Annotated in this window: 18 protein-coding genes; 14 read left to right on the top strand and 4 right to left on the bottom strand. The window is 49.5% G+C overall.

The genetic code is table 11. The features are described 5' to 3' along the window. The first annotated feature begins 457 nt into the window (after positions 1 to 457). The 4 genes from CLC93_RS15225 (at position 458) to CLC93_RS15210 (ending at position 2643) form a co-directional block, all read left to right on the top strand. Positions 458 to 844, top strand: a complete 387-nt coding sequence (locus tag CLC93_RS15225; RefSeq protein WP_095506840.1) for an SMR family transporter — start codon at positions 458 to 460, stop codon at positions 842 to 844. 14 nt (positions 845 to 858) lie between these two features. After that, on the top strand, positions 859 to 1188 hold the full coding sequence (locus CLC93_RS15220) for an SMR family transporter (RefSeq protein WP_095506839.1): 330 nt from the start codon (positions 859 to 861) through the stop codon (positions 1186 to 1188). A 35-nt stretch (positions 1189 to 1223) separates the two neighbouring features. Next, positions 1224 to 2138 (top strand): LysR family transcriptional regulator, encoded by a 915-nt coding sequence (locus tag CLC93_RS15215; RefSeq protein ID WP_095506838.1) that lies wholly within the window; start codon positions 1224 to 1226, stop codon positions 2136 to 2138. Between the two features lie 241 nt (positions 2139 to 2379). Beyond that, on the top strand, positions 2380 to 2643 hold the full coding sequence (locus tag CLC93_RS15210; protein WP_095506837.1) for a hypothetical protein: 264 nt from the start codon (positions 2380 to 2382) through the stop codon (positions 2641 to 2643). Between the two features lie 95 nt (positions 2644 to 2738). On the opposite strand, the gene pdsS is transcribed toward CLC93_RS15210, so the two are convergent. Beyond that, on the bottom strand, positions 2739 to 4904 hold the full coding sequence (pdsS, locus tag CLC93_RS15205; RefSeq protein ID WP_095506836.1) for a proteobacterial dedicated sortase system histidine kinase: 2166 nt from the start codon (positions 4902 to 4904) through the stop codon (positions 2739 to 2741). A gap of 3 nt (positions 4905 to 4907) precedes the next feature. Then, positions 4908 to 5597, bottom strand: coding sequence for a proteobacterial dedicated sortase system response regulator (gene pdsR / locus CLC93_RS15200; RefSeq protein ID WP_095506835.1), 690 nt, complete (start codon positions 5595 to 5597; stop codon positions 4908 to 4910). 187 nt (positions 5598 to 5784) lie between these two features. On the opposite strand from pdsR, the gene pdsO reads away from it, so the two are divergent. The 8 genes from pdsO to CLC93_RS15160 all read left to right on the top strand — a co-directional run bounded on the left by pdsO (position 5785) and on the right by CLC93_RS15160 (position 15567). Then, positions 5785 to 6489 (top strand): sortase-associated OmpA-like protein PdsO, encoded by a 705-nt coding sequence (gene pdsO / locus CLC93_RS15195; RefSeq protein WP_095506834.1) that lies wholly within the window; start codon positions 5785 to 5787, stop codon positions 6487 to 6489. Between the two features lie 9 nt (positions 6490 to 6498). Next, a complete protein-coding gene (locus tag CLC93_RS15190; protein ID WP_095506833.1) occupies positions 6499 to 8490 on the top strand; it encodes a VIT domain-containing protein in 1992 nt (663 codons plus the stop codon). After that, a complete protein-coding gene (locus CLC93_RS15185; RefSeq protein WP_245837177.1) occupies positions 8487 to 9137 on the top strand; it encodes a class GN sortase in 651 nt (216 codons plus the stop codon). Before CLC93_RS15190 ends, CLC93_RS15185 begins: the two co-directional genes overlap by 4 nt. Before the next feature lie 191 nt (positions 9138 to 9328). Next, positions 9329 to 11800, top strand: coding sequence for an alpha/beta hydrolase family protein (locus CLC93_RS15180; protein ID WP_095506832.1), 2472 nt, complete (start codon positions 9329 to 9331; stop codon positions 11798 to 11800). 77 nt (positions 11801 to 11877) lie between these two features. After that, the gene (locus CLC93_RS15175; RefSeq protein WP_095506831.1) at positions 11878 to 13500 is read left to right on the top strand and encodes an AAA family ATPase; all 1623 of its coding nucleotides are present in this window, start codon (positions 11878 to 11880) and stop codon (positions 13498 to 13500) included. Positions 13501 to 13502: 2 nt separating this feature from the next. Next, complete coding sequence (locus CLC93_RS15170; RefSeq protein WP_095506830.1) at positions 13503 to 14354, top strand: hypothetical protein; 852 nt, start codon at positions 13503 to 13505, stop codon at positions 14352 to 14354. A gap of 177 nt (positions 14355 to 14531) precedes the next feature. Next, positions 14532 to 14999: a low molecular weight protein-tyrosine-phosphatase gene (locus CLC93_RS15165; protein WP_095506829.1), complete on the top strand. Its 468-nt coding sequence runs from the start codon at positions 14532 to 14534 to the stop codon at positions 14997 to 14999. A 28-nt stretch (positions 15000 to 15027) separates the two neighbouring features. After that, positions 15028 to 15567 carry a hydrolase gene (locus CLC93_RS15160; protein WP_095506828.1) on the top strand — a complete coding sequence of 180 codons (540 nt, stop codon included), beginning with the start codon at positions 15028 to 15030 and terminating at the stop codon, positions 15565 to 15567. Between the two features lie 37 nt (positions 15568 to 15604). On the opposite strand, the gene ylqF is transcribed toward CLC93_RS15160, so the two are convergent. Together ylqF and CLC93_RS15150 are read right to left on the bottom strand one after the other, a co-directional pair. After that, positions 15605 to 16534, bottom strand: coding sequence for a ribosome biogenesis GTPase YlqF (gene ylqF / locus CLC93_RS15155; protein ID WP_095506827.1), 930 nt, complete (start codon positions 16532 to 16534; stop codon positions 15605 to 15607). Between the two features lie 80 nt (positions 16535 to 16614). Then, positions 16615 to 17454: a 2OG-Fe(II) oxygenase family protein gene (locus CLC93_RS15150; protein ID WP_095506826.1), complete on the bottom strand. Its 840-nt coding sequence runs from the start codon at positions 17452 to 17454 to the stop codon at positions 16615 to 16617. Between the two features lie 86 nt (positions 17455 to 17540). Between CLC93_RS15150 and CLC93_RS15145 the strand changes: the two genes are divergently transcribed. Together CLC93_RS15145 and CLC93_RS15140 are read left to right on the top strand one after the other, a co-directional pair. Then, positions 17541 to 18446 (top strand): bifunctional methionine sulfoxide reductase B/A protein, encoded by a 906-nt coding sequence (locus CLC93_RS15145; RefSeq protein ID WP_095506825.1) that lies wholly within the window; start codon positions 17541 to 17543, stop codon positions 18444 to 18446. Positions 18447 to 18584: 138 nt separating this feature from the next. After that, the gene (locus tag CLC93_RS15140) at positions 18585 to 19988 is read left to right on the top strand and encodes a cytochrome-c peroxidase (protein ID WP_245837176.1); all 1404 of its coding nucleotides are present in this window, start codon (positions 18585 to 18587) and stop codon (positions 19986 to 19988) included. The last annotated feature ends 73 nt before the right edge of the window (positions 19989 to 20061 follow it).

Raw genomic sequence — 20061 nt, 5'->3', positions numbered from 1 at the left:
TTTGTACCATTTCCACACAGGAGGGATTGCCACGTTATTTCTAGTTGCTCCTTACCTGATAGTCTTCAAACTTGCTAATCATCAGGCCTATGCAAAATCCTATGTCCTGAAATGCCGAGTGATTGGAGCGATACTAGTCTGTAGTCTAGGGTTCTCTATGAATGCTCTAACTCCCCAAGACCCCCAGGGTCCCATCGTTTATTCCTATCTTTTATTGATGCAATACTGTCTGCTCGGTGCCTCGGAAGCGGTTGTTGCCAGTTTTCGATTCGACAAGTCCGAATCGAGTGACTAACGGCTGACGGACTTAGCGCTATTTTCGCTTTGCTAGGTATTCATATTGGAATATCTGCTATCAATTCAATCTACAATAGCTAATATCTAAACTGTGCCCACATTTGAGGCAGCGGCCGCGTTTTCAGCGAGCGCTGTTTATTTCACACAAAATGGGGGACATATGTTTTTAGCGAGATTCTTTTTGATGCTCGCCATCTTTTCTGAAGTCGCGGGCACTAGCTCTATGAAAGTGGCTGGCAGCGGAGGCTCAATCACCAGCTATTTGGTGATGTACATTTTGATTTCAATTTCGTACTACTTTTTGGCGCTGGCCGCCAAGCGAATATCGATTGGTGTGGCTTACGCCTGTTGGGAAGGCCTTGGGATCGCCCTGATTACTGTCGTGTCGATATTTTATTTTGATTCGCCATTGATGCTGCAAGAAATTATCGGATTGGCGATGGTCGTAGCTGGAGTGGTGATGGTCACCCTTGGCGAAGAGCACGCTAAGCCAGAGCCGCTGGCTGGCCAAGACCAGCAGCGAACGCACCAATTTCAAGTTCAATAGCGGGAGAGAGTTTTATGAGTACGTTTTTTACTGCTGCTTTTGGCTTTGTTGTGCTAGCAGCACTGTTAGATATCGCAGCCAATATGGCATTGACCCAATCTCATGGGTTTACTCGAAAGCGCTGGGGGTTTAGCGCCATTTTCCTTGTACTGGCAGCCTTTACTCTGCTGGCGCAAGCGGTGAAAACCATGGACTTGGCTATAGCTTACGCGAGTTGGGGAGCCATAGGTATTTTAGGCACGGCGCTCGGAGGCTATGTGTTCTTTAAACAAAAACTAAAACCTATCGGCTGGCTTGGGATCTTCACAGTGATTGCGGCTGTGATAGTGATGAAAACCGCCTAATCACATCGGCGCTTTGATTGAATAGAGAGGGATAGATGCAAGATTTAAATAAGCTTGATTTGAACCTGTTGCGTTTGCTCAAAGCGCTCGTGGACACAGGTAGCACCAAAGCGGCCGCGTTGAAGTTGGGTATCTCACAGGCCAGCGCTAGTCGGGGTTTGACTCAGTTAAAAGCCGCGTTCGGCAATCAATTGTTCGTGCGTCAGGCTCATGGGATGCAAGCCTCTGAATTAGCCCTGAGCTTGGCCCGGGCCATTGAACAAATGCTAGAACCGGTGAGTCTGGCGCTACAGCAGTATCACGAATTTGATGCTTCACAGTATTCGGCGCCAATCTCTTTGTTGGTAGACCCTTATTTGCTCGAAGAGCAGGGCGGCAGATTGGTATCTCAGCTACACCAGCGCTACCCAAAGGCCCCTTTAAACTTGCTACATCTTACTGAGCAAAGTTATGAGGGGTTTACCAAAGGTGAGTTTGATTATCTGATCTGCGATAACGACACTGAGTTGGCGCAATCCTTGTTTTGTGAGCCGCTGTACCAGGAACCCATGCAGATTCTGGCCAGAAAGGGACACCCAAGTTTGGGTGCCAACAATTGTTGGAGCGACCTAGCTGAGCTGCCGGTCGTTCATTTGCCCGAGCCTTGGTTGTCCTCACGCCATCACTATGTAGAGCGCGAATATCAAAAGCATAAGCTTCAGCCCAACGTCGTTCTCGAAACACATAGCCTTACAGCAGGGCTAGAACTGCTAGCCAATAGTGATGCAATTTTATTTGCCAGTCGCTCTACCTGTTTGTTGCGAAGCGATATCGACACCTTTGCATTGCCCAGTGTGAGCGAGGATTTCTCTACAGTAGAAGTGTTTGGTGGCTTTTTACAGCGCCGCCGCAACCATCCTTTTTACCAGCATTTGCACCTTAGCATCGCTGAGATACTTACCGGCGACTAGAGCCGGAATTCTTCCACCGTTAAATTCAACCAAGATATTACTGCCCCAACAATCCGATAACAATTGGATGGGCAAATCTGTGCGGCAAACCCATATAAGCTACAGTAGCTGTAAATTTTTGAACCTGAGTAATAAAGTCTCTATATTGCCGCTTGTTCAAGCCTAACCTCCGCAATAGGCTTGCACGGTATTCTGATTCGATAACCATCTGGTTTTTAATCGCTACTCAAAGCAAATCCTGATGAAAACTTTATTAAAAGCGATAGCTGTGGTGCTGGCGTATCAGCTGGCTTCGGCGACTTATGCATTTGTTGGTAGCACAGAGCCTGAATATCCAGAAGGCAGTATTGGCGAGCTCCTGAGTGATGTTGTTTTGCCAATATGCTGTTTTTTGGGGTTCTTCGTACTGCTCGAGTTTTTAATAGACACCATTGACGAGAAACTAGAAGGTCGATTGGCGCGTCGGCGAAAAACACTGTTGCCGATTGGGAGAAAACGCAAATAGCGCTGAGGTTAGTGCTAGGAAGGTTTCTAAGCCCGTTCTTAGTCCCCCATTTCTGGGAGAACGATTGCTTATTGGAGGCAAGGGTTAGGGCGAGACTAGGCGCTTGCGGGTAGCAATAGACTAACCTCGACACCGCTGCCATCTTTTCGATTAGCGATCGACACTCGTCCCTTGTGATAGTCACTGATCAGCTGAACGATGTACAAGCCCAGCCCTAGGTGAGGCTTGTCTGCTTCTCCAGTTTTCGCTCGTACCGAAACCATGGAGCTAAACAGCTCTTCGCTCATGGTGTCTGGAAGCAGGGGACCGCTGTTAGACACGACAAGCTTGGCTGTATCGCCGAGTCGAGCCAGCTCAATCACCACAGGTTTGCCCGCTTCGCTGAACTCACAGGCGTTAGCGATCAGCTTGTCGAGTAATTGGCCTAGGTATTCTGGCTGGCCTTGTACCATCACTTTTGCTTTTGGCAGCACAAGCTCAAAATTCTGGTTCGGATAGGCCATGCGATAGCCCTGACAATAGCCCTCTACCAAATCATTTAGCGCGATGGGTTCAAGCTCCATGGATTGCAAACTCTGCTCGAGGCGGCTGGCTTCGGTCATAGAGGCCAAGATTCGATTGAGACGCGTGATGCCTTCCTGAGCACGGTCAATCACTTTGGCTTGGCGCTCGGGCTCTAAGCCACTGCTGAGGTTTTCCAGCGATGAGCGCACTACTGCCACCGGGGTTCTCAGCTCGTGGGATAACCGCGAAGCCAGTTGTTCGAGGTATTGGTTGTGCTGAGCAAGGCGCTCGAGTACTTGGCTAAAACTTCGGGACAAATCACCGATTTCGTCTTGGCGTTTTGAAAGCTCGAGTTGGGTGGTAACACGGCCATTGTCGTCAATCGCCGCTTCGGTTTGATTGCGCAAGCGCCGAATTCGCCAAGAAAGGCCTCCGGCAAAAAACAGTAGCATGACCAACCCCAGTAGAATCACCCAAGCCAGCATCTTAAACAGGTTCTGCATGGCGGTATTGCGCAAGGAACGAATGCCATTGGTGGTGGCTTCGGCTACCACAGCACCCATCACTTGACCGTCCACGTAAATGGGGTGAGTGGCGGTTAATATGGTGGCCTTGTTATCCGGGGTCAATCGCCAACTGGATTGGGGCAAGCCTTGCAGCGCTTTTGTGATGTCGTTCGAGTCTAGCTGAGTCGTATCGTTTAGCGTATCGACAAAATCTTGGCTGGGCCGGGTTAACCAGGTGTCCAAGCGAGGTTCGAGCCAGCGTTGATACACAGACGACCAGAAATCATCGGATTTAGGTTGGCGTTGCGGGTTTTGCGCCCACACACCGTCGGACTGATATATATCACCCGATCGCGCGAGCACCCTTTGATGACGGTCCACGACCCACAGCCGTGCTTGGCTGTGTTGCATGCCTTTGATGATGCGGTCGATTTCAGGCGAGGGCACCAGTACAGAGCCAATTTGATCGGCCCGGTGCGGGTTGGCGGTACCGATAATTCGAGCTACTTGTGGGTTATCGGCGCTGACCACATCTTGGATGGCGAAGGCTAACTTGCTGCCCAGCATCGACAAGGGCAAACGCAACTCAATGTTGTAGCCTTTGTCGGTGGTCAGCCACTGGCCTTCAATGCGTCGCTCTACTGGTAGCGAGTGGCTATCGCGCAGACGTCCCTCGACTCGGTAGCCGTTAAACCAGCCGTCTCGAGTCACAGACACAGCGTAGCGTTGAAACTCGCCCTCGGGAGATTCCAGTGCAATTAACAAAAGGTCGTTGCGGTCGATGCGAATGCTGTTGCGAGAGCGCAGCACAGGGTTTGAGTCGCGTACTTCAAAGGCGGCGTACAAGTAGCCTTGGTACTTGCCAATCATGTGCTCGAAGCTCAGCCCATGGGCGCTTTGGTTGGATTTCACAAATACCGCATCATTGCCGTCATAGCGCAGAAAGTGTTGGCGTTGCTCATCCCAATCATTGAGAAAACCATCCAGTTGAATCGGACGGGTTAGCGTGTGGGCGTATAGATCTCGGCCCTGCTTAACTTGCTCTAGAAAGCCGGCGTTGCGGTCAAATAACTCTGGGCGTTCGTGCAGTGCCGTGGCCAGCGCTTGGGCGGTTCCCAACAAAGTACGCTCTTGCCCTTGTTGTAGGTAACTCTCCATCTCTTCGATGAATTGATAGCCGATCACCGGCAGTAACAGCATAAAGCTGGATACGGCTAATACCTTGGGGATCAGTCCTAAACGCCAGCGCATAGGCTAGTTGGCCTCGTTCCAGCGGTAACCCGCGCCGTAGACTGTGTCGATGGCGTCGAATTCCTTGTCTATGGCCTGAAACTTCTTGCGAATGCGTTTGACGTGGGAGGTGATAGTGGCATCGTCCACCACCATTTGTGCCGCTTGCATTAAGTGCGAGCGCGCGCGCACATGGCCAGGATGCTGAGCCAGTGCGTGAATCAGCCAAAACTCGGTGACGGTTAAATCTAGTGCGCATCCTTTCCAGCTCAGGCGCAGGCGCTCGGGGTCAATGCTCAAGTGGCCCACTTCAATTAACTTTGGCGCTTGTGGGGTTTGAGCTAAATCGGCGCGCCTAAATAAAGCTGACAGGCGCGCGACCAATTGATGCACACTGACGTCTTTAGATAAGTAATCATCAGCGCCTAGGCGAAAGCCTGACACCATATCAATGTCATTGTCACGAGCGGTCAGAAAGATGATTGGCAAGCTTGAGCTTTTAGCACGCAGCCACTGACACAGGCTGAAACCACCGTCCATTTCGTCCTGTAGCCCAATATCTATGATCACCAAATCTGGCAATTGGCTGGCAAAGCTCTGTTGGGCCTCCAGACGATTGGGAAAGCCTTGTACCGAGTATCCGTGGTGGGTCAGTAAATCTATGTAGTTCTCGCGGATGGCGCGTTCGTCTTCGACTATGGCGATGCGTTTCATATTCAGCCTTAACACTTGCTAGGGCTCTGATAATACCCAAATTTTGCCCAAAAGCCTTTCTAAAAAAGCGATTGCCATAATTTCGCCACAATTGCTCAGAAGTTTGCCTTTTTGTGCGCCGCCTTTGGCCATTTGTGGAGTGTGTAATAGCTCTCAACGAACAAGAACACACCCACGAGGAATCGTTATGAAAAAGCAACTTATCGCCATCGCACTATCCACTTGTCTGACACTGCCTGCGCAGGCGCAATCAGAAACCGAGCTTAATAAAACACCCGAGCTAGTTGGTATGGGATCGGGAGCTTTAGTTGGCGCCCTAGTTGGTGGTCCGGTTGGCCTGTTTGTCGGCGCGTTCAGTGGCATCTTCATTGGCAAGAGTGTGGCCCACGAGGACTTGATTGATAGCCAGTCTGAGCAAATTAGCCAGCTGTCTTCGGAAAACGAGCACTTGATGCAGACTGCCCAAGCCTATAACCAGAGCCAGCTGACCATCGCCCGTCTACAGTCGGAGCTTGAGCAGGCGCAAGCGCTGTCGTTGGCAATGAACATTCAGTTTCGCAGCGGCTCGGCAGAGTTAGAGCCTCATTTCAAAGCCCAGTTGGCCGAACTGGCTCAGCTAATGCACAACCAACCTCAGTTGAAACTGGAACTAGCAGGATTTGCCGATCCAACGGGAGATGCCACTTTCAACCAAAGCTTGTCAGAAAAACGCGCGCTCGCGGTTAGCGATTTCTTAATGGCCCAAGGGGTGGCAGCGGAGCGTTTGCACGCTCAGGGTTACGGCAGCCAAACCGAGCTGGTGGACACCCCGGATTACGAGAGCAACACCTTTGAGCGTCGCGTCGCCATCACCTCGGTGATTGACGTTAGCCAGACTGCAAAGTCGCACTAAGGAGGCGTTATGACTGGCTTTATCAAGCAATGGCTGCGTGCTTTAGTGCTGGTCTACGCCTTGGGTTGGCTGCTAGTGGCTTGGCTGATGCCAAGCCTGGCAGCCCACGCCAGTGTGGATGGCGTCCAAGAGACGCCATCCCTATGGCTAACACCTTTAGCGCAAGGACTGCCAACCGATAACGACGAATTTGAGAGCTTACTGCTTAATACTGATGTCGAGATGCAAGTCTCAGGTGTGGTTAATCGAGTCACTGTCACCCAGCAATTTCGCAATACCAGCGATGTCTGGGTGCACGGACGCTATCAGTTTCCGCTGCCCGAAAACGCAGCAGTCGATCGAATGCAATTGCGCATCGGTGAGCGTTTAATTGAAGGTGAGATCCAAGAAAAGCGCCAAGCCGAGGCAAGTTTCGAACAGGCCAAGGCCGAGGGCAAAAGTGCCAGCTTAGTAAGGCAGCACAAACCCAATGTGTTTCAAACCAAGGTGGCGCATATTGCTCCAGGTGAAACCGTATCTGTCCGCATTGAGTACCAACAAACAACCGCATTTATCAACGGCCAATTTGAGTTGAGATTTCCCACGGTAGTGGCGCCGCGCTATCACCCCAGTATGTTGTTGGCTCCAAGTACTCGCGGTGACAGCACACCGAGTTTGGGTTGGAACCTTAGCATGGATTTTGCCCCGGGGTTTGAGTTGGCCAGCCTCACAAGCCGTTATCACGACATCGAAAAACAAGCCAAGCCCAATGGTGGCTGGACGATTCAGTTGGCGGAGCAGGCCGTTGCCGATAAGGATTTTGTGCTGAATTGGAGTCCTAGATTGGGTGAGATGCCGCAGGCGCAGTTGTTGCGTCAGCGCCATGAAGGGAAGGAGTACGGTCTGTTAATGCTGTTTCCGGCCAGTCCAGAGTTGGCCGATAGGCAGCGCTTGGCTCGCGAGGTTGTGTTTGTCTTGGATGTGTCCGGTTCTATGTCAGGAAGCTCCATCGAACAGGCCAAAGCGGCGTTGATTTATGGGCTGAATCAACTGAGCGCTCAGGATAGCTTTAACGTGATTGCTTTTAGCAGCGGCGTTCAGCTATTTCGACAGAGCTCGGTTGAAGCCAGTGCGTTTGAGCTCAACGCTGCCCGTCGGTTTGTAAGTGGGTTGCAAGCCGATGGAGGCACCAACATGCATTTGGCTTTTGATGCGGCGATGCACTTAAAAAGCGATGGCGAGTCGCTAAAACAGTTGGTGTTTTTAACCGATGGGGCTATCGGTTTTGAGGATAGCTTACTGATGAAAATCAGAACCCAATTGGGCCAATCGCGGTTGTTTACCGTGGGCATTGGCTCGGCGCCAAACGGCTATTTTATGTCTCGCGCCGCTTGGGTGGGCCGTGGTAGCTATCGATACATAGGCGCGATTGACCAAGTTGAAGCGCAAATGCGAGCGCTGTTTGACCAACTAGCGTATCCGGCGCTGCGCGACTTGCGCATCAGCTGGGGTAATGGCCAGCCGGTGCAATCTTGGCCGAATCCTTTACCGGACTTGTACTTTGGCATGCCGCTGGTGACCAGTTTTGTTATTCCGCCAGGTGTGCAACAAATGCTCATCGAAGGCACTAGCATGTTTGGGCGTTGGCAACAGTGGGTCGATGTGGATGCTATCTCACTAAGTCAAGGGCAAGGCATCAACAAGTTATGGGCCAAGGATCAGATTGATAGTTTGGCGCTCGACTGGAGTCTCGACCAGCAGGCAAGAGACAATAAAACGCTCGAGCTAGCATTGGCGCACGGCCTAGTCTCCTCGCAAACCAGCTTAGTCGCCGTGGATAAAACGCCGCGAAACATCGAGGAAGCTTGGGAGCAAAAAATAAAACCTCATATGCCAGCAGGGTGGAACATGCAAACCATGCCACAGACTGGCTTGGGCTCTGACTTGCAACTCATGCTGGGACTGGCGCTGGTATTGCTATCTGGGCTTTGGTTGCGCGCTGGACGCAGGAGGTTTCTATGAGTCGTAAACAGGTGAGTCACCAAAACAAGCGTCGCAAACAATTGGTAGGCTTGGCGTTAACTCTGACTGTAGGAATTGGGCTGATGTTCAATGGGGGCTATTTGCAGGCCAAAGCTTATGCCGCTCAATGGCTGCTAGAAAGCGCTTGGCAACAACAGCTAGAAACGGGCAAAGCCACTAAGCCATGGTCATGGGCAGATACTCATCCGGTGGCTAAATTGAGTTTCCCAGACACACAGCAATCGCTGTTGGTGTTAGCTGGCGCAAGCGGTCGCAACCTAGCCTTTGGTCCTGGCTTGTGGCTGGGACAGGCGAGCAACAGTCAGGCGAACAAAGTGGTGTTTGGCCACAAGGACACTCACTTTGCCGGCCTTGAAACGCTCAAGGTTGACGATCGCATCCAATGGTTGGGTGCCGACCGTCAGGTCGAGGACTATCTAGTAGAGTCGATACAAGTGGTTCACCAAAGTCGCGGCGACTTGTTAGGGCAGGTGGGAGAAGAGCGCTTGCAGTTAGTCACCTGTTATCCCTTCGATGCCACTTCGGTGGGTGGCGAGCTTAGGTATCTGGTGACGGCTAAACGGGTATATCCAGTGGTGGCAAGAGTCGACATAGACGAACTAAGGCCAAGGGAGTATCGCTTTTAACCACTAAATAGCCAGCGCATCAGCGCTGGCTATTCTTTTTGCACCGAATAACCCCTGATTGAATAAGCCTTGTAACAATTGGCCGACTAACGCACTTCAAAAAAGCCATGCATTTTGCCGCCAGCTTTGCCAAACTGAGTCAGCATCCTTAACAGGGTCAATCCCTGAAAAAACAATAACAAGGAACCCCAATGAAATCTCTGACACTGCTTGGCAGCGCACTAGCGCTGGCCCTATCCGGCAGCGCTTTGACAGCTGAACTGGATAAAAGCAAAATGACTCAGCTAGGCCCGATCACTTCGGCTAGCGCTCAGACCCTATCTGAAGGCAAACACGCCGATGCCTTGACTGCCAATATTGCTCGTCATTTGTATCAGTCTCACACAGCCTCAAGCCTTGATTTGTTTGGCCAGACGCAAAAGTGGCAAGCGGTGAACACCAGTGACGCCAAAGGTTGGGTGGCGTATCAAACCCAAATCAGCACCGAGCGCTTTACTCAAGGTAGCTTGACGCTTAGCGGTTTGGACGCGGCGCAAGTGTATTTGAACGGTGAGAAAGTCGGAGCAGGGGAGGAAGTCGAGCTTAGCTTGCGAAACGGCGACTATCACTTGTTGATTTTGGCCGATGGCCGCACCGAAGACAGCGAATTGTCGCTTGATTGGCAAGGCAAAACCGACAATGACCAACTAGCGTTATCGTCTGAAGGTAAGCAAAGGGTGTCGGCCGAGCTGTTGTTTGATGCGCCCACTGTAGGCGGCTTCTCGCTCTCACCCAATGGCCAATACCTGATAATGACCAAAACCGAGTATCAAGCCAGCAAGGGCGATAAAGCGGTTAAAACTACCGAGTTAGTTCGAGTTAAAGACAATCAACGCGTATACGCTTGGTCGAGCCAGCGTCCAAGCGCCATTGCTTGGTCTGGCGATAGCGAGCAATTTGCTTTCTTCGCTGACAAGCAAGTTCACACAATGAACCTGAAGACTCTTGAAATCACTACTCTGGCGCAAGGGCTTGAGTCAGTGTCGGGTCTGCATTGGTATAACGACAACAGCTTGTTGGTGAGCTGGGATACCCCGTTTAAAGCCGATGACAAAGCCACCAATAAGCGTCTGAATGCGCTGCAAGACCGCTGGAGCTACTGGCGCAATCACACTCAGTTGTACCAGCTGGATGTCGTCTCAGGCATGATGCGCCAACTGACCAACAACCCGCTGAGTAATTATCTGTTAGATGCGGATGCACAGCGCGGTAAACTGCTGCTATCGCGCACGCCTGTGGACTACAAAGAGCCAGCGCACAGCTTGTCTCAACTTATCGAGTTGGATTTATCGACCCTTGAGGAAACTCTGATAGGTGAGTATCGCACCTTTGGCGGTGCCACTTATGCCGAAGATGGTATTTACCTGCAAGCAGGCCCCAACTTCATGAAAGGTCTGGGTAAGTCAGCCGAAGACTTGGTGGTGAATGATTACGATGGCCAGCTTTACTGGCGTGACAATCAGGGCAATGTTAGTGCGCTGAGCAAAGAGTTTGCGCCAGCCATTGGCGAGATCCAAAAACTGAAAAACGACGATTTGGTGGTTAAAGTAACCGACCAAGACCGCTCGCAGCTGTATTGGTTTGATTTGAGCAAAAAGCGCTTCCAACGTCTTAAAACTGATGTGGATGTGGTGAATAGCTACAGCGTTGCCAGCGATTTGAGCAAGGCCAATGTCGCCTATGCCGGCACCTCGGCTACCGTGCCACAAAAAGCGTTCAATATGCAGTTAAGCAACCAGCGCAAAAAACCTCTGTTTGACAGTCAAGCCATTGCCTATAGCAATCGCAAACTGGGTGAAATCAAGGACTTTGATTTTACCAATGAGCTAGGTCATGAGATTGATGGTCGCGTCTACTACCCAGCGGATTTCGACGCCGATAAACAATACCCAGCACTGGTGTATTACTACGGCGGTACCTCGCCGGTCACCCGCAGCTTTACCGGTCGCTGGCCGTTTAATCTGTGGGCGGCGCAAGGCTATGTGGTGTATGTGCTACAACCCAATGGTGCTACTGGCTATGGTCAGGAGTTCTCTGGACGCCATGTGAACGCCTGGGGCAAGTACAGTGCTGATGACATCATCGCCGGTACCAAGGCTTTCCTGAAGGCGCATCCGTATGTGGATCCTAAGCGCGTTGGTAACATGGGTGCTTCCTACGGTGGCTTTATGACCATGTACTTGGCCACCAAAACTGACATCTTTGCCGCTTCTATGGCCCACGCTGGTATCTCCAACTTGTCGGCTTACTGGGGTTATGGTTGGTGGGGCTATGGTTACTCAGGTATCGCTAGTCGTGGCAGCTTCCCTTGGAATAACAAGGAGCTGTACGTAGAGCAAAGCCCGCTATATCACGCCGATAAGATCAATACACCTTTGCTACTGTTGCACGGTAATGCCGATACCAATGTTCCGGTGGCGGAAAGCCATTATCTATATACGGCGCTGAAATTACTGGATAAGCCGGTAGAGTTGATCGAGTTTAACGGTCAGGATCACCATATCAATGGCCGCCAAGCGCGCTTTGATTGGTGGGATGCGACGCTTGCCTGGTTTGACTTGCACCTAAAAGAGCAGCCAGAGTGGTGGCAGAGCCTGTACCCAGATTCGGAAATGGGTAAGTAAACAACAAGGCTCGTGACCCTAGGTTACGGGCCTTTTTTGAATCGCGAGAGAGATATGAGTCATTACAAGGGAGTTTTATGGAACGGCTTCAAGTTTTATTTAGCCTAAATACAAGCGCTGAGCACCTACCATTGCCTGGTCAAGTAGTCATCTCACCTGCCGAGACATCATGGAATGACTTCGGGTTTAAAATCCGTTGTGAATTTAAGGTTTGTCTATCTGAAAAGCTAAGGCCTATGGCTGGCTCAATGTTAATCGGTTTTATCGCTCCTGATGATATAGAGGAAGACAAGGCGCAGCTATTTTACGATAGAAGGGAAACATTATCTGGGCATATACAAAAGATGGAACAAGAGGCTGTTTTCGCAGAAGACCTTCCTCCATTTTTTACTTTGCTGCCTAACATGCAAAGTTACCGAGACCTGTACGACGAGTTTGGCCGTGAAGGAGTTGAACTATTTTTACGTTCAGTAAACGATCTCTCTCATTATAAAGATACTGATGAGGGTTGGGTCAGAAAAGCCATTAATACTGAAGTATTCAAACTTGGTTTTATGCGTAACTCTGAACCATTCTTCGCTTATCACAATGCAGACAGTATTGTCATTGGTGAAGAGCTAAAAAATGATAGTGCGATAACTAGCAAGTTAAAACTTGAATTTCAACTTGATGGTTTTGAAGAACCTCACCAACTGTTGTTAGAATACAACCACCAAAGTGTTGTGCCTAAACGAATATTCATACTTATAGGTAAGAATGGGGTTGGTAAAAGCGAATCACTAAAAGCGTTTTGTCGGAGTGCACTTCAATACAAAGATAACGGACTATCATTGGTTGATGCTGAAGGCAATCGACCTCTCATCAACCGAATTATCGCGATAGCGACACCTGGAGAAACCGCAAATACATTTCCACCAGAGAGAAGGAAGACGCAAAAACTATATTATCGACGCTTAACCCTCACGCGCAAAGGAACACATAATATTGGCGATTGCCTAGTACAATTAGCAAGAAGTGAAGATGAGATTGGTGGATACTCGCGTAAGGAGCTTTTTTTAGATTCACTAGAGCAAGCTGGCTTAGGCACAAGTAATATTTGTATTCAATTAAAGTCGGAACGATTTCTGAGCTTATCCATGTTTTTAACTGGGAGTGGAGAAAAGGACATTTTGGACCATTGGGCAACTATTGAACCTAACTTAGATCCTAAAGTAAAAAGGGGCGATGGTTTTTACCCGCTTAGTAGTGGTCAATTAACCTTCTTTAAGTTTGCCTTGCTGAGTTGCTTGTTCATTGAAAATGGTACATTTGTATTGATGGATGAACCTGAAACACACATGCATCCAAACATGATTGTTGATTTCATAGGTCTACTAGACTTCTTACTAGAAAAAACAGGCTCTCAGGCTCTTATTGCTACTCATTCAGCCTACTTTGTTCGTGAAGTACCTAATGAACAAGTAGCAGTTCTCTCATTATCAGATAATAGATTGGTGACCGATAGGCCCAGGTTACCAACATTTGGTGCAACAGTAGATTCTATTTCACAGTTTATTTTTCAAGAAGACACTGAAATAAGACTTTCAAAGAAGCTCTACAACAATGTGAAAAGCAGAAGATTTACAGAGATAGAAGAACAGTTTGGTAATGAAATTTCACTGTCAGCCTTGATGCGACTGAAGCGCATGATGGAGGCATAATTTTGAAAAAGCTTGCTTTACCAGTAACAGATGATAGACAAACAACTACAGCAAATTCCAATAACGACAGCTTAGGCGAAACTACCTATCCTTACCTAAAGAACGAACTGAAAAATATTCTCAATGGATATGTAGATTATGATGCAAACAGTGGGAATGCATTCAATGTTGCGTCAGTTAACATTACTGATGATCTAGCGGATGGTTTAAAGAAGAACTACAAGTCGCCACCAAAAGATTTAAAGTTTATTAAAGACCTAAGAGAATCATCGCCTATTATTTGTCCTATGTGCGGCTCTTTGGGCACTGGAACTCTAGACCATTTATTTCCAAAAGAAGATTACCCAGAATTCGCGATATATTCAAAAAACCTAGTGCCTGCTTGTGATTGCAACATAAAAAGGCGCACTAACTTAAAGGATGGGAGTAGACGAGTACTACACCCGTATTATGATAATGTGTTAAGTCAAAGGATTATATCTTGTGATATATCTGAAGATCCAATGTTCCCAATGGCTAAAATAGAAATTAAGTATGCACAGCCTTATCACCCTGAAATTGAAAGTATCAAGTTTCATGCAGAAAAGGTCGTATTACCTTCAGGGTTGATTTGCTGGCTGGAAGGACAGTGGGACTCACTTGTTAAAGATCCAAGTTTGAGTATTCATACCTTGCCAGATGAAAACATAGAATCCGTTGCAGAATTTGAGGGTTACATAAATAGTGCATTATCTAAATATGACAGGAAGTTTGACACTCCAAACAATTGGTACTCGATTTTTTTTCATGGGTTGTTGAATTCTCGCGGTGTTGTCCAGTTTCTACAAAACAAGCACAACACGATTTTTCCATAAATTGAACTAAATGCTGTAGCTTTAACCTTGTATAGGAATGAAAGTTTGCTTTAAATAATTGGAAGCTAATAACCAAAGAATATTGCGATGAGGTATCAGTTTATCCTTGAGTAAGTTAAGGTTTTTACAGTTGAATAGTATGTTTACTTAGCGGAAATTTTATGAGTGTCTGAAAATATGGACTATAAAAAAATAAATAGCGTATTGTTTGTCTGCATGGGCAACATTTGCCGCAGCCCAACTGCTGAAGCCGTGTTTAAACAAAAGTTTGCTGAGCAGGGGGTGTTGGCTGAAATCGATTCTGCTGGGACCATTGCTTACCATCAAGGCGAAAAGCCAGATCCTCGTAGTATGGCCGCCGGTCAGGCAAGAGGCTACAGTTTCAAAGGACACAGGGCCCGCCAAGTGGTGGCCGCTGATTTCGAGCGGTTTGATATGATTCTGGCGGCGGACAAGCAGAATCTGCGGGATCTTTCTGGTCGTTGTCCGGATCAATATCAACACAAGTTAGGACTGATTTTGCAGTACGGCCAAACGGGAGTCGATGAAGTGCCAGACCCTTATTACGGTGGCGATGCAGGCTTTGAGCGAGTGTTAGACTTACTCGAAAGTGCCGCCGAAGATTTGGCGTCACAACTCAAGTAAAAAGAAGATAGTTCAGGGGGTAATTCGCATGCTTAACAAAGACAAAACCGCGTTAGTGCTTATCGATGTGCAAGGCAAGTTGGCGCGCTTGGTGGACAGGTCTGATGCCATGATTGCTGGTTGCCAAAAGTTGATTCAAGGCGCGCAAGCACTGGGGCTACCAATTTTGTGGCTTGAACAAAACCCAGAAAAGCTCGGCGGCACAGTTGAAGAGCTAACCGGACTGCTCAGTGGTGAAGAGCCCATTATCAAATATGCGTTTAGCGCCAGCGGCGAAAATGCCTTTAACCAGCGCTTAAGTGCCTTGGATGTTGAGTCAGTACTGGTGTGCGGTATCGAGACTCATATTTGCGTGTGTCAAAGCTCGCTGGATTTAAAGGCACAAGGATACGATGTGCATGTGGTCAGTGATGCGGTGGCTTCGCGCACCGAAACCAATAAGCAATTGGCGTTTGAGCGTTTGCGTCAAAATGGAATCACCATCAGCGGTGTTGAGATGTGTTTGTATGAAATGGTTGAAGATTGTCGAGCGCCGGAATTTAAGCCCATCTTAAACCTGATTAAATAGGCCTGATGCTAACAGAGTGGTTAAGCGAAAACGCCGTCTAGCGACGGCGTTTCTTGTTTTTGTAGTGTTCTTTGCGCTCTTCATCGCGAATTCGTTTGGCTTCGCGCTGCTCCTCCACTATGACCTCTTCGCGTTCGATCATCTCAGGAGTTTCTAGTGTGATTAAGCCGAGCTTGCCGCCGCGCAGCTCGTGTAGCAACACCTCGGAAGCCTTGTGGTAGTCAATACGACCTCCAGCGCGCAACGCGCCGCGTCGACGACCAATCTCTTCTAATATTTGAATCGGCTCTTGGTCCATGTCGTCGATGTTATAGCGTTCTGCCAAGCGCTCAGGGTAGGCCTGCATCAGGTATTCCACTCCATACATAGCCACGTCTTCGTACTCCATGGCGGTGTCACGAATGGCACCGGTGACCGCTAGACGATAACCTGAATTTTCGTTTTCTACCTTAGGCCACAAGATCCCAGGGGTGTCTGACAACACAATGCCGTTTTTGAGGCTGATGCGCTGCTGGCGCTTGGTGACTGCAGGCTCGTTACCGGTTTTAGCGATAATTCGTCCAGCCAAGGTGTTGATAAGCGTCGACTTGCCCACGTTTGGGATCCCCATAATCATGGTACGAATCGCCTTGTCTGGCTGGTCGCGGTGAGGGCTTAGCTTGCGGCACAAGTCGGGAATTTTATTGACCTGATTCAAGTCCGAAGTGGTGATGGCCATAGCCTTAACGCCTTTTTGGGCGTCAAAATGATCCAGCCACAGTTGAGTGATTTCTGGGTCGGCCAAGTCGGACTTGTTCAACAGCTTGATGCACGGGGTATCACCGCGCAATTGCGACACCATAGGGTTCTCGCTCGAGTATGGAATTCGCGCATCCAAAACTTCGATGACCAAATCCACTTGCGGCATGACCTCTTCGATCTGCTTGCGCGCTTTGTGCATGTGGCCCGGATACCATTGAATTGCCATTGTTTTACCTTTGTTTTTCGAGACTTGTGTCGAGTGTGCTATCGAGTTTCAAGGGGCGCTATTCTAGCCCTAACGCTCGCTTAAATCACCCCTAATTCTCGCAGGCGCTCTTGCAGATAGCTGTAAGCGGTATAGCGCTCCGACAGCACCACATCTGGGCGAGGGTGCAAGAACAAAGGCATTGAGATGCGTGAGTGCTTAGCCGCTTCGCCGCTTGGGTTGACCACTCTATGGGTGGTCGACGGAAAATAATGCCCGCTGGCTTCTTGCAGCATGTCGCCTGTGTTGATGATCAGATTGCCAAAGTCACAGGGCACATCGAGCCACTTCTGGTTCTTATCCAGTACTTGCAATCCGGTTTCTGAAGCCGCGGGCAGCACAGTCAGAAGGTTGATGTCTTCGTGGGCGGCTGCTCGCAGGGCACCTTCGGGCTCTTCGCCAGTGAGCGGCGGGTAGTGCAACACTCGAAGCAAGGTTTGCTCGCTGTTGGCAATCATTTGCGATAAAGGTTGGCTAAACTCGGTCTTTATCTCTATCGGAGAGTGCTCTTGAACCCAATCCAGCAACTCGGCAGCCAGCGCGTTGGCATCGGCATAATACTCGAGAATCTCTTGGCGAAGTTGATCGGGAATCTGGCCCCAAGGGTATATGTGGTAGTACTCTTTTAAGTCCTTGAGTTTGTGACCTTTAGCTGTTTCGGAGACGTCGGCTGGAAAAAAACCGTCCTGCGGGCCCGGGTTAAAGCGGTAATTGTGCTTGTCTTCACTGTCAAAAAAGGCCTGCCAGTTGGCATAGATGCTTTGCAATCGCTCGGCGGGGATAGGGTGGTTTTTGAGCACACCAAAACCGGTTTCTCGCAGTGAGCGGGTAAAGTCTTGGGCGGCATTTGGGTGTAGATAATCTATGGTTTCCAATGGCATATGAGGATCCTTCGAGGTCATTGGCACAAGCAAATACTGATTGAGTGTAAATCTGGAACATAGCTAGAGCAAGGTAGGTTGGGAACATGAGCAAGCGCGAGTTAACCGAATTTGAGCGTTGGGTTATCGAAGAAAAGGGCACAGAGCGTCCGTTTAGTGGTGAGTACGACAACTTTTATCAGGTCGGCGTGTATCACTGTCGTCGTTGTGATGCGCCACTTTATCGCAGCGAAGATAAGTTCGACGCCGGTTGTGGCTGGCCCGCTTTTGATGACGAGATTCCGGGAGCGATTAAGCGGGTGACCGACGCCGATGGACGGCGTGTGGAGATTCTGTGCGACGCCTGTGATGCGCATTTAGGGCATGTGTTTGAGGGCGAGCGCCTTACCGAAAAAAACACTCGCCACTGTGTCAATTCGGTTTCTATGGTGTTTAAAGCCCATCAAATCCCGCAAGATGCGTCGTTGGCCAAAGCGGTAGTTGGCGGTGGTTGTTTCTGGTGCATCGAAGCGACGCTTAAATTAGCCAAGGGCGTGCATCAGGTGGTCAGTGGCTATGCTGGTGGCGCGGTTGAAAATCCCGAATACAAAGCGGTTTGTTCAGGTACCACGGGGCATGCAGAGGTGGTAGAGGTCACCTATGATCCGTCACAGTTGAGTTATGCAGACCTGTTGCGCTTGTTCTTCGCCAGTCACGACCCAACCACCAAAGACCGACAGGGCAACGATGTAGGCACTCAGTACCGCTCTATCGTGATGGTTGAAAACGAGCAACAAGCGACCACAGTAAATCAGGTGATTGAAGAGGTTCAGCAGATATATGACGCGCCAATTGTCACTGAAGTGGTTGCCCAGCAGACCTTCTATCCCGCTGAAGACGAACACCAGGATTACTATCAAAAGCATCCTTACCAAGGCTATTGCCAGGCGATAATCTCACCTAAACTGGCCAAGTTTCGAGAGCAAATGGCCCCTTTGCTGAAGAAAGAGTAATGACCATGAAATAAGGACTTAGCGCTATTAGTTCGCGGCACTAGCACTTGGCCTTTACGTTACTTTACACTGCCTGTGATCTAGTTGACATTGGCCCTATTACACTGCGAGTAACATCTCGTTAACAGGGCCATTCTAATGATAACCAAACGCGCCATATCCATGTTTTCGGTGTTCTTCTTGTGTTTTTCGCTGACCGCTTGCGGTGGGGGTGAGGACGTCACTGAGCCTGAATTACCAGCTGAGGTGCCAGAGCCCGCGCCTGTTCCAGAACCGGAAACAGAACCAGAGCCTGCACCTGAACCAGAGCCTTCACCTGAACCAGAACCAGAGCCTACACCTGATCCAGAACCAGAACCTGCGCCAGAACCTGAGCCTGCGCCAGAACCTGAGCCTGCACCAGAGCCAGAACCCACTCCAACTCCGGAATCAGCTGCTCCACAACTTCCCGATACTCCATTTGAATACGCCCAAATCGATTGGCCCGACTACGTGTTAGAGAACCAGTTTCCTGCTGGTGCCATCGCGCAAATTGCTGCAATCGAGCACGACAACACGCCTGTCGATAACCCCATTACTAACGAGGGCGCGACCCTTGGACGCGTGCTGTTTTACGATACCAAGCTTAGCGCTAACGACACCGTATCTTGCGGGTCTTGCCATATTCAGTCAGAAGGCTTCTCTGACCAACGCACGTTTAGCGAAGGGTTTGAGGGCGGTCTGACAAGACGCCATTCGATGGGATTGGGGTATGCGCGATTTTACTTCAGCGGTAAGTTCTTCTGGGACGAGCGGGCTGCGACCCTTGAAGAACAAGTGTTAATGCCAATTCAAGACGAAGTCGAGATGGGGCTGACCTTAGAGGAATTGCAGCAGGTGGTCGCCTCCCAAGATTATTATTCAGCCCTATTTGAAGCGGCTTTTGGCGATAGCCAAGTCACCACCGAACGCATTAGCAGAGCCTTGGCGCAGTTCATTCGAAGCATGGTGAGCTTTGACGCCAAATACGACTGGGCAAGAGTCGATGTCGAAAGCCCGTTACAAGATTTTCCAGGATTTACCGACCAGGAGAATCACGGCAAGGTATTATTCTTGCGCCAAACTCCAGAGCGAGCGGGCTGTGTCTTTTGTCATACCTCAGAGGCTTTTGTCGGCCTTCACAGTGTGCCAGATGGAGGTGAAACCTCCACAACCAACAACGGCTTAGATCTGGTTTCGGATGAAGACCTAGGGGTCGCTGAAACCACCGGTCTGCGACGCGATCGGGGCAAATTTAAGGTTCCTTCGCTGCGCAATATCGCGTTGACTGCACCTTATATGCACGATGGCCGCTTCGACACCCTTGAGCAGGTGGTTGAGCACTACTCCACCGGCATTCAAAATCACGCTCAGTTGAATCCATCCCTGCTTACCGAGGACGGTCAAGTCAAGTTGTTTAACTTCACTGCCGAGGAAAGTGCAGCCTTGGTAGCGTTTCTCAACACCTTGACAGACACTCGACTGATCACCGATGAACGCTGGAGTGACCCTTTTGTCAATTAGGCATGGTGTGGGTAAGCACAATACAGTGCTTACCCTTGGATGATCGACCAGCCTTCAAATTGGCACTGTTTGA

The organism is Paraferrimonas sedimenticola, from assembly GCF_002282855.1.
GTDB lineage: Bacteria > Pseudomonadota > Gammaproteobacteria > Enterobacterales > Shewanellaceae > Paraferrimonas > Paraferrimonas sedimenticola.
This window is presented reverse-complemented; position numbering and strand designations above follow the sequence as displayed.

Excerpts from the sequence above, each read along its gene's own strand:
- CLC93_RS15220 (WP_095506839.1), top strand. The coding sequence starts at position 859 with ATGAGTACGTTTTTTACTGCTGCTTTTGGCTTTGTTGTGCTAGCAGCA.
- pdsO (WP_095506834.1), top strand. The coding sequence starts at position 5,785 with ATGAAAAAGCAACTTATCGCCATCGCACTATCCACTTGTCTGACACTG.
- CLC93_RS15150 (WP_095506826.1), bottom strand. The coding sequence starts at position 17,454 with ATGCCATTGGAAACCATAGATTATCTACACCCAAATGCCGCCCAAGAC.
- CLC93_RS15145 (WP_095506825.1), top strand. The coding sequence starts at position 17,541 with ATGAGCAAGCGCGAGTTAACCGAATTTGAGCGTTGGGTTATCGAAGAA.
- CLC93_RS15140 (WP_245837176.1), top strand. The coding sequence starts at position 18,585 with ATGATAACCAAACGCGCCATATCCATGTTTTCGGTGTTCTTCTTGTGT.
- CLC93_RS15185 (WP_245837177.1), top strand. The coding sequence starts at position 8,487 with ATGAGTCGTAAACAGGTGAGTCACCAAAACAAGCGTCGCAAACAATTG.
- ylqF (WP_095506827.1), bottom strand. The coding sequence starts at position 16,534 with ATGGCAATTCAATGGTATCCGGGCCACATGCACAAAGCGCGCAAGCAG.
- CLC93_RS15190 (WP_095506833.1), top strand. The coding sequence starts at position 6,499 with ATGACTGGCTTTATCAAGCAATGGCTGCGTGCTTTAGTGCTGGTCTAC.
- CLC93_RS15175 (WP_095506831.1), top strand. The coding sequence starts at position 11,878 with ATGGAACGGCTTCAAGTTTTATTTAGCCTAAATACAAGCGCTGAGCAC.
- CLC93_RS15215 (WP_095506838.1), top strand. The coding sequence starts at position 1,224 with ATGCAAGATTTAAATAAGCTTGATTTGAACCTGTTGCGTTTGCTCAAA.
- pdsR (WP_095506835.1), bottom strand. The coding sequence starts at position 5,597 with ATGAAACGCATCGCCATAGTCGAAGACGAACGCGCCATCCGCGAGAAC.
- CLC93_RS15210 (WP_095506837.1), top strand. The coding sequence starts at position 2,380 with ATGAAAACTTTATTAAAAGCGATAGCTGTGGTGCTGGCGTATCAGCTG.
- CLC93_RS15160 (WP_095506828.1), top strand. The coding sequence starts at position 15,028 with ATGCTTAACAAAGACAAAACCGCGTTAGTGCTTATCGATGTGCAAGGC.
- CLC93_RS15180 (WP_095506832.1), top strand. The coding sequence starts at position 9,329 with ATGAAATCTCTGACACTGCTTGGCAGCGCACTAGCGCTGGCCCTATCC.
- CLC93_RS15225 (WP_095506840.1), top strand. The coding sequence starts at position 458 with ATGTTTTTAGCGAGATTCTTTTTGATGCTCGCCATCTTTTCTGAAGTC.
- pdsS (WP_095506836.1), bottom strand. The coding sequence starts at position 4,904 with ATGCGCTGGCGTTTAGGACTGATCCCCAAGGTATTAGCCGTATCCAGC.
- CLC93_RS15165 (WP_095506829.1), top strand. The coding sequence starts at position 14,532 with ATGGACTATAAAAAAATAAATAGCGTATTGTTTGTCTGCATGGGCAAC.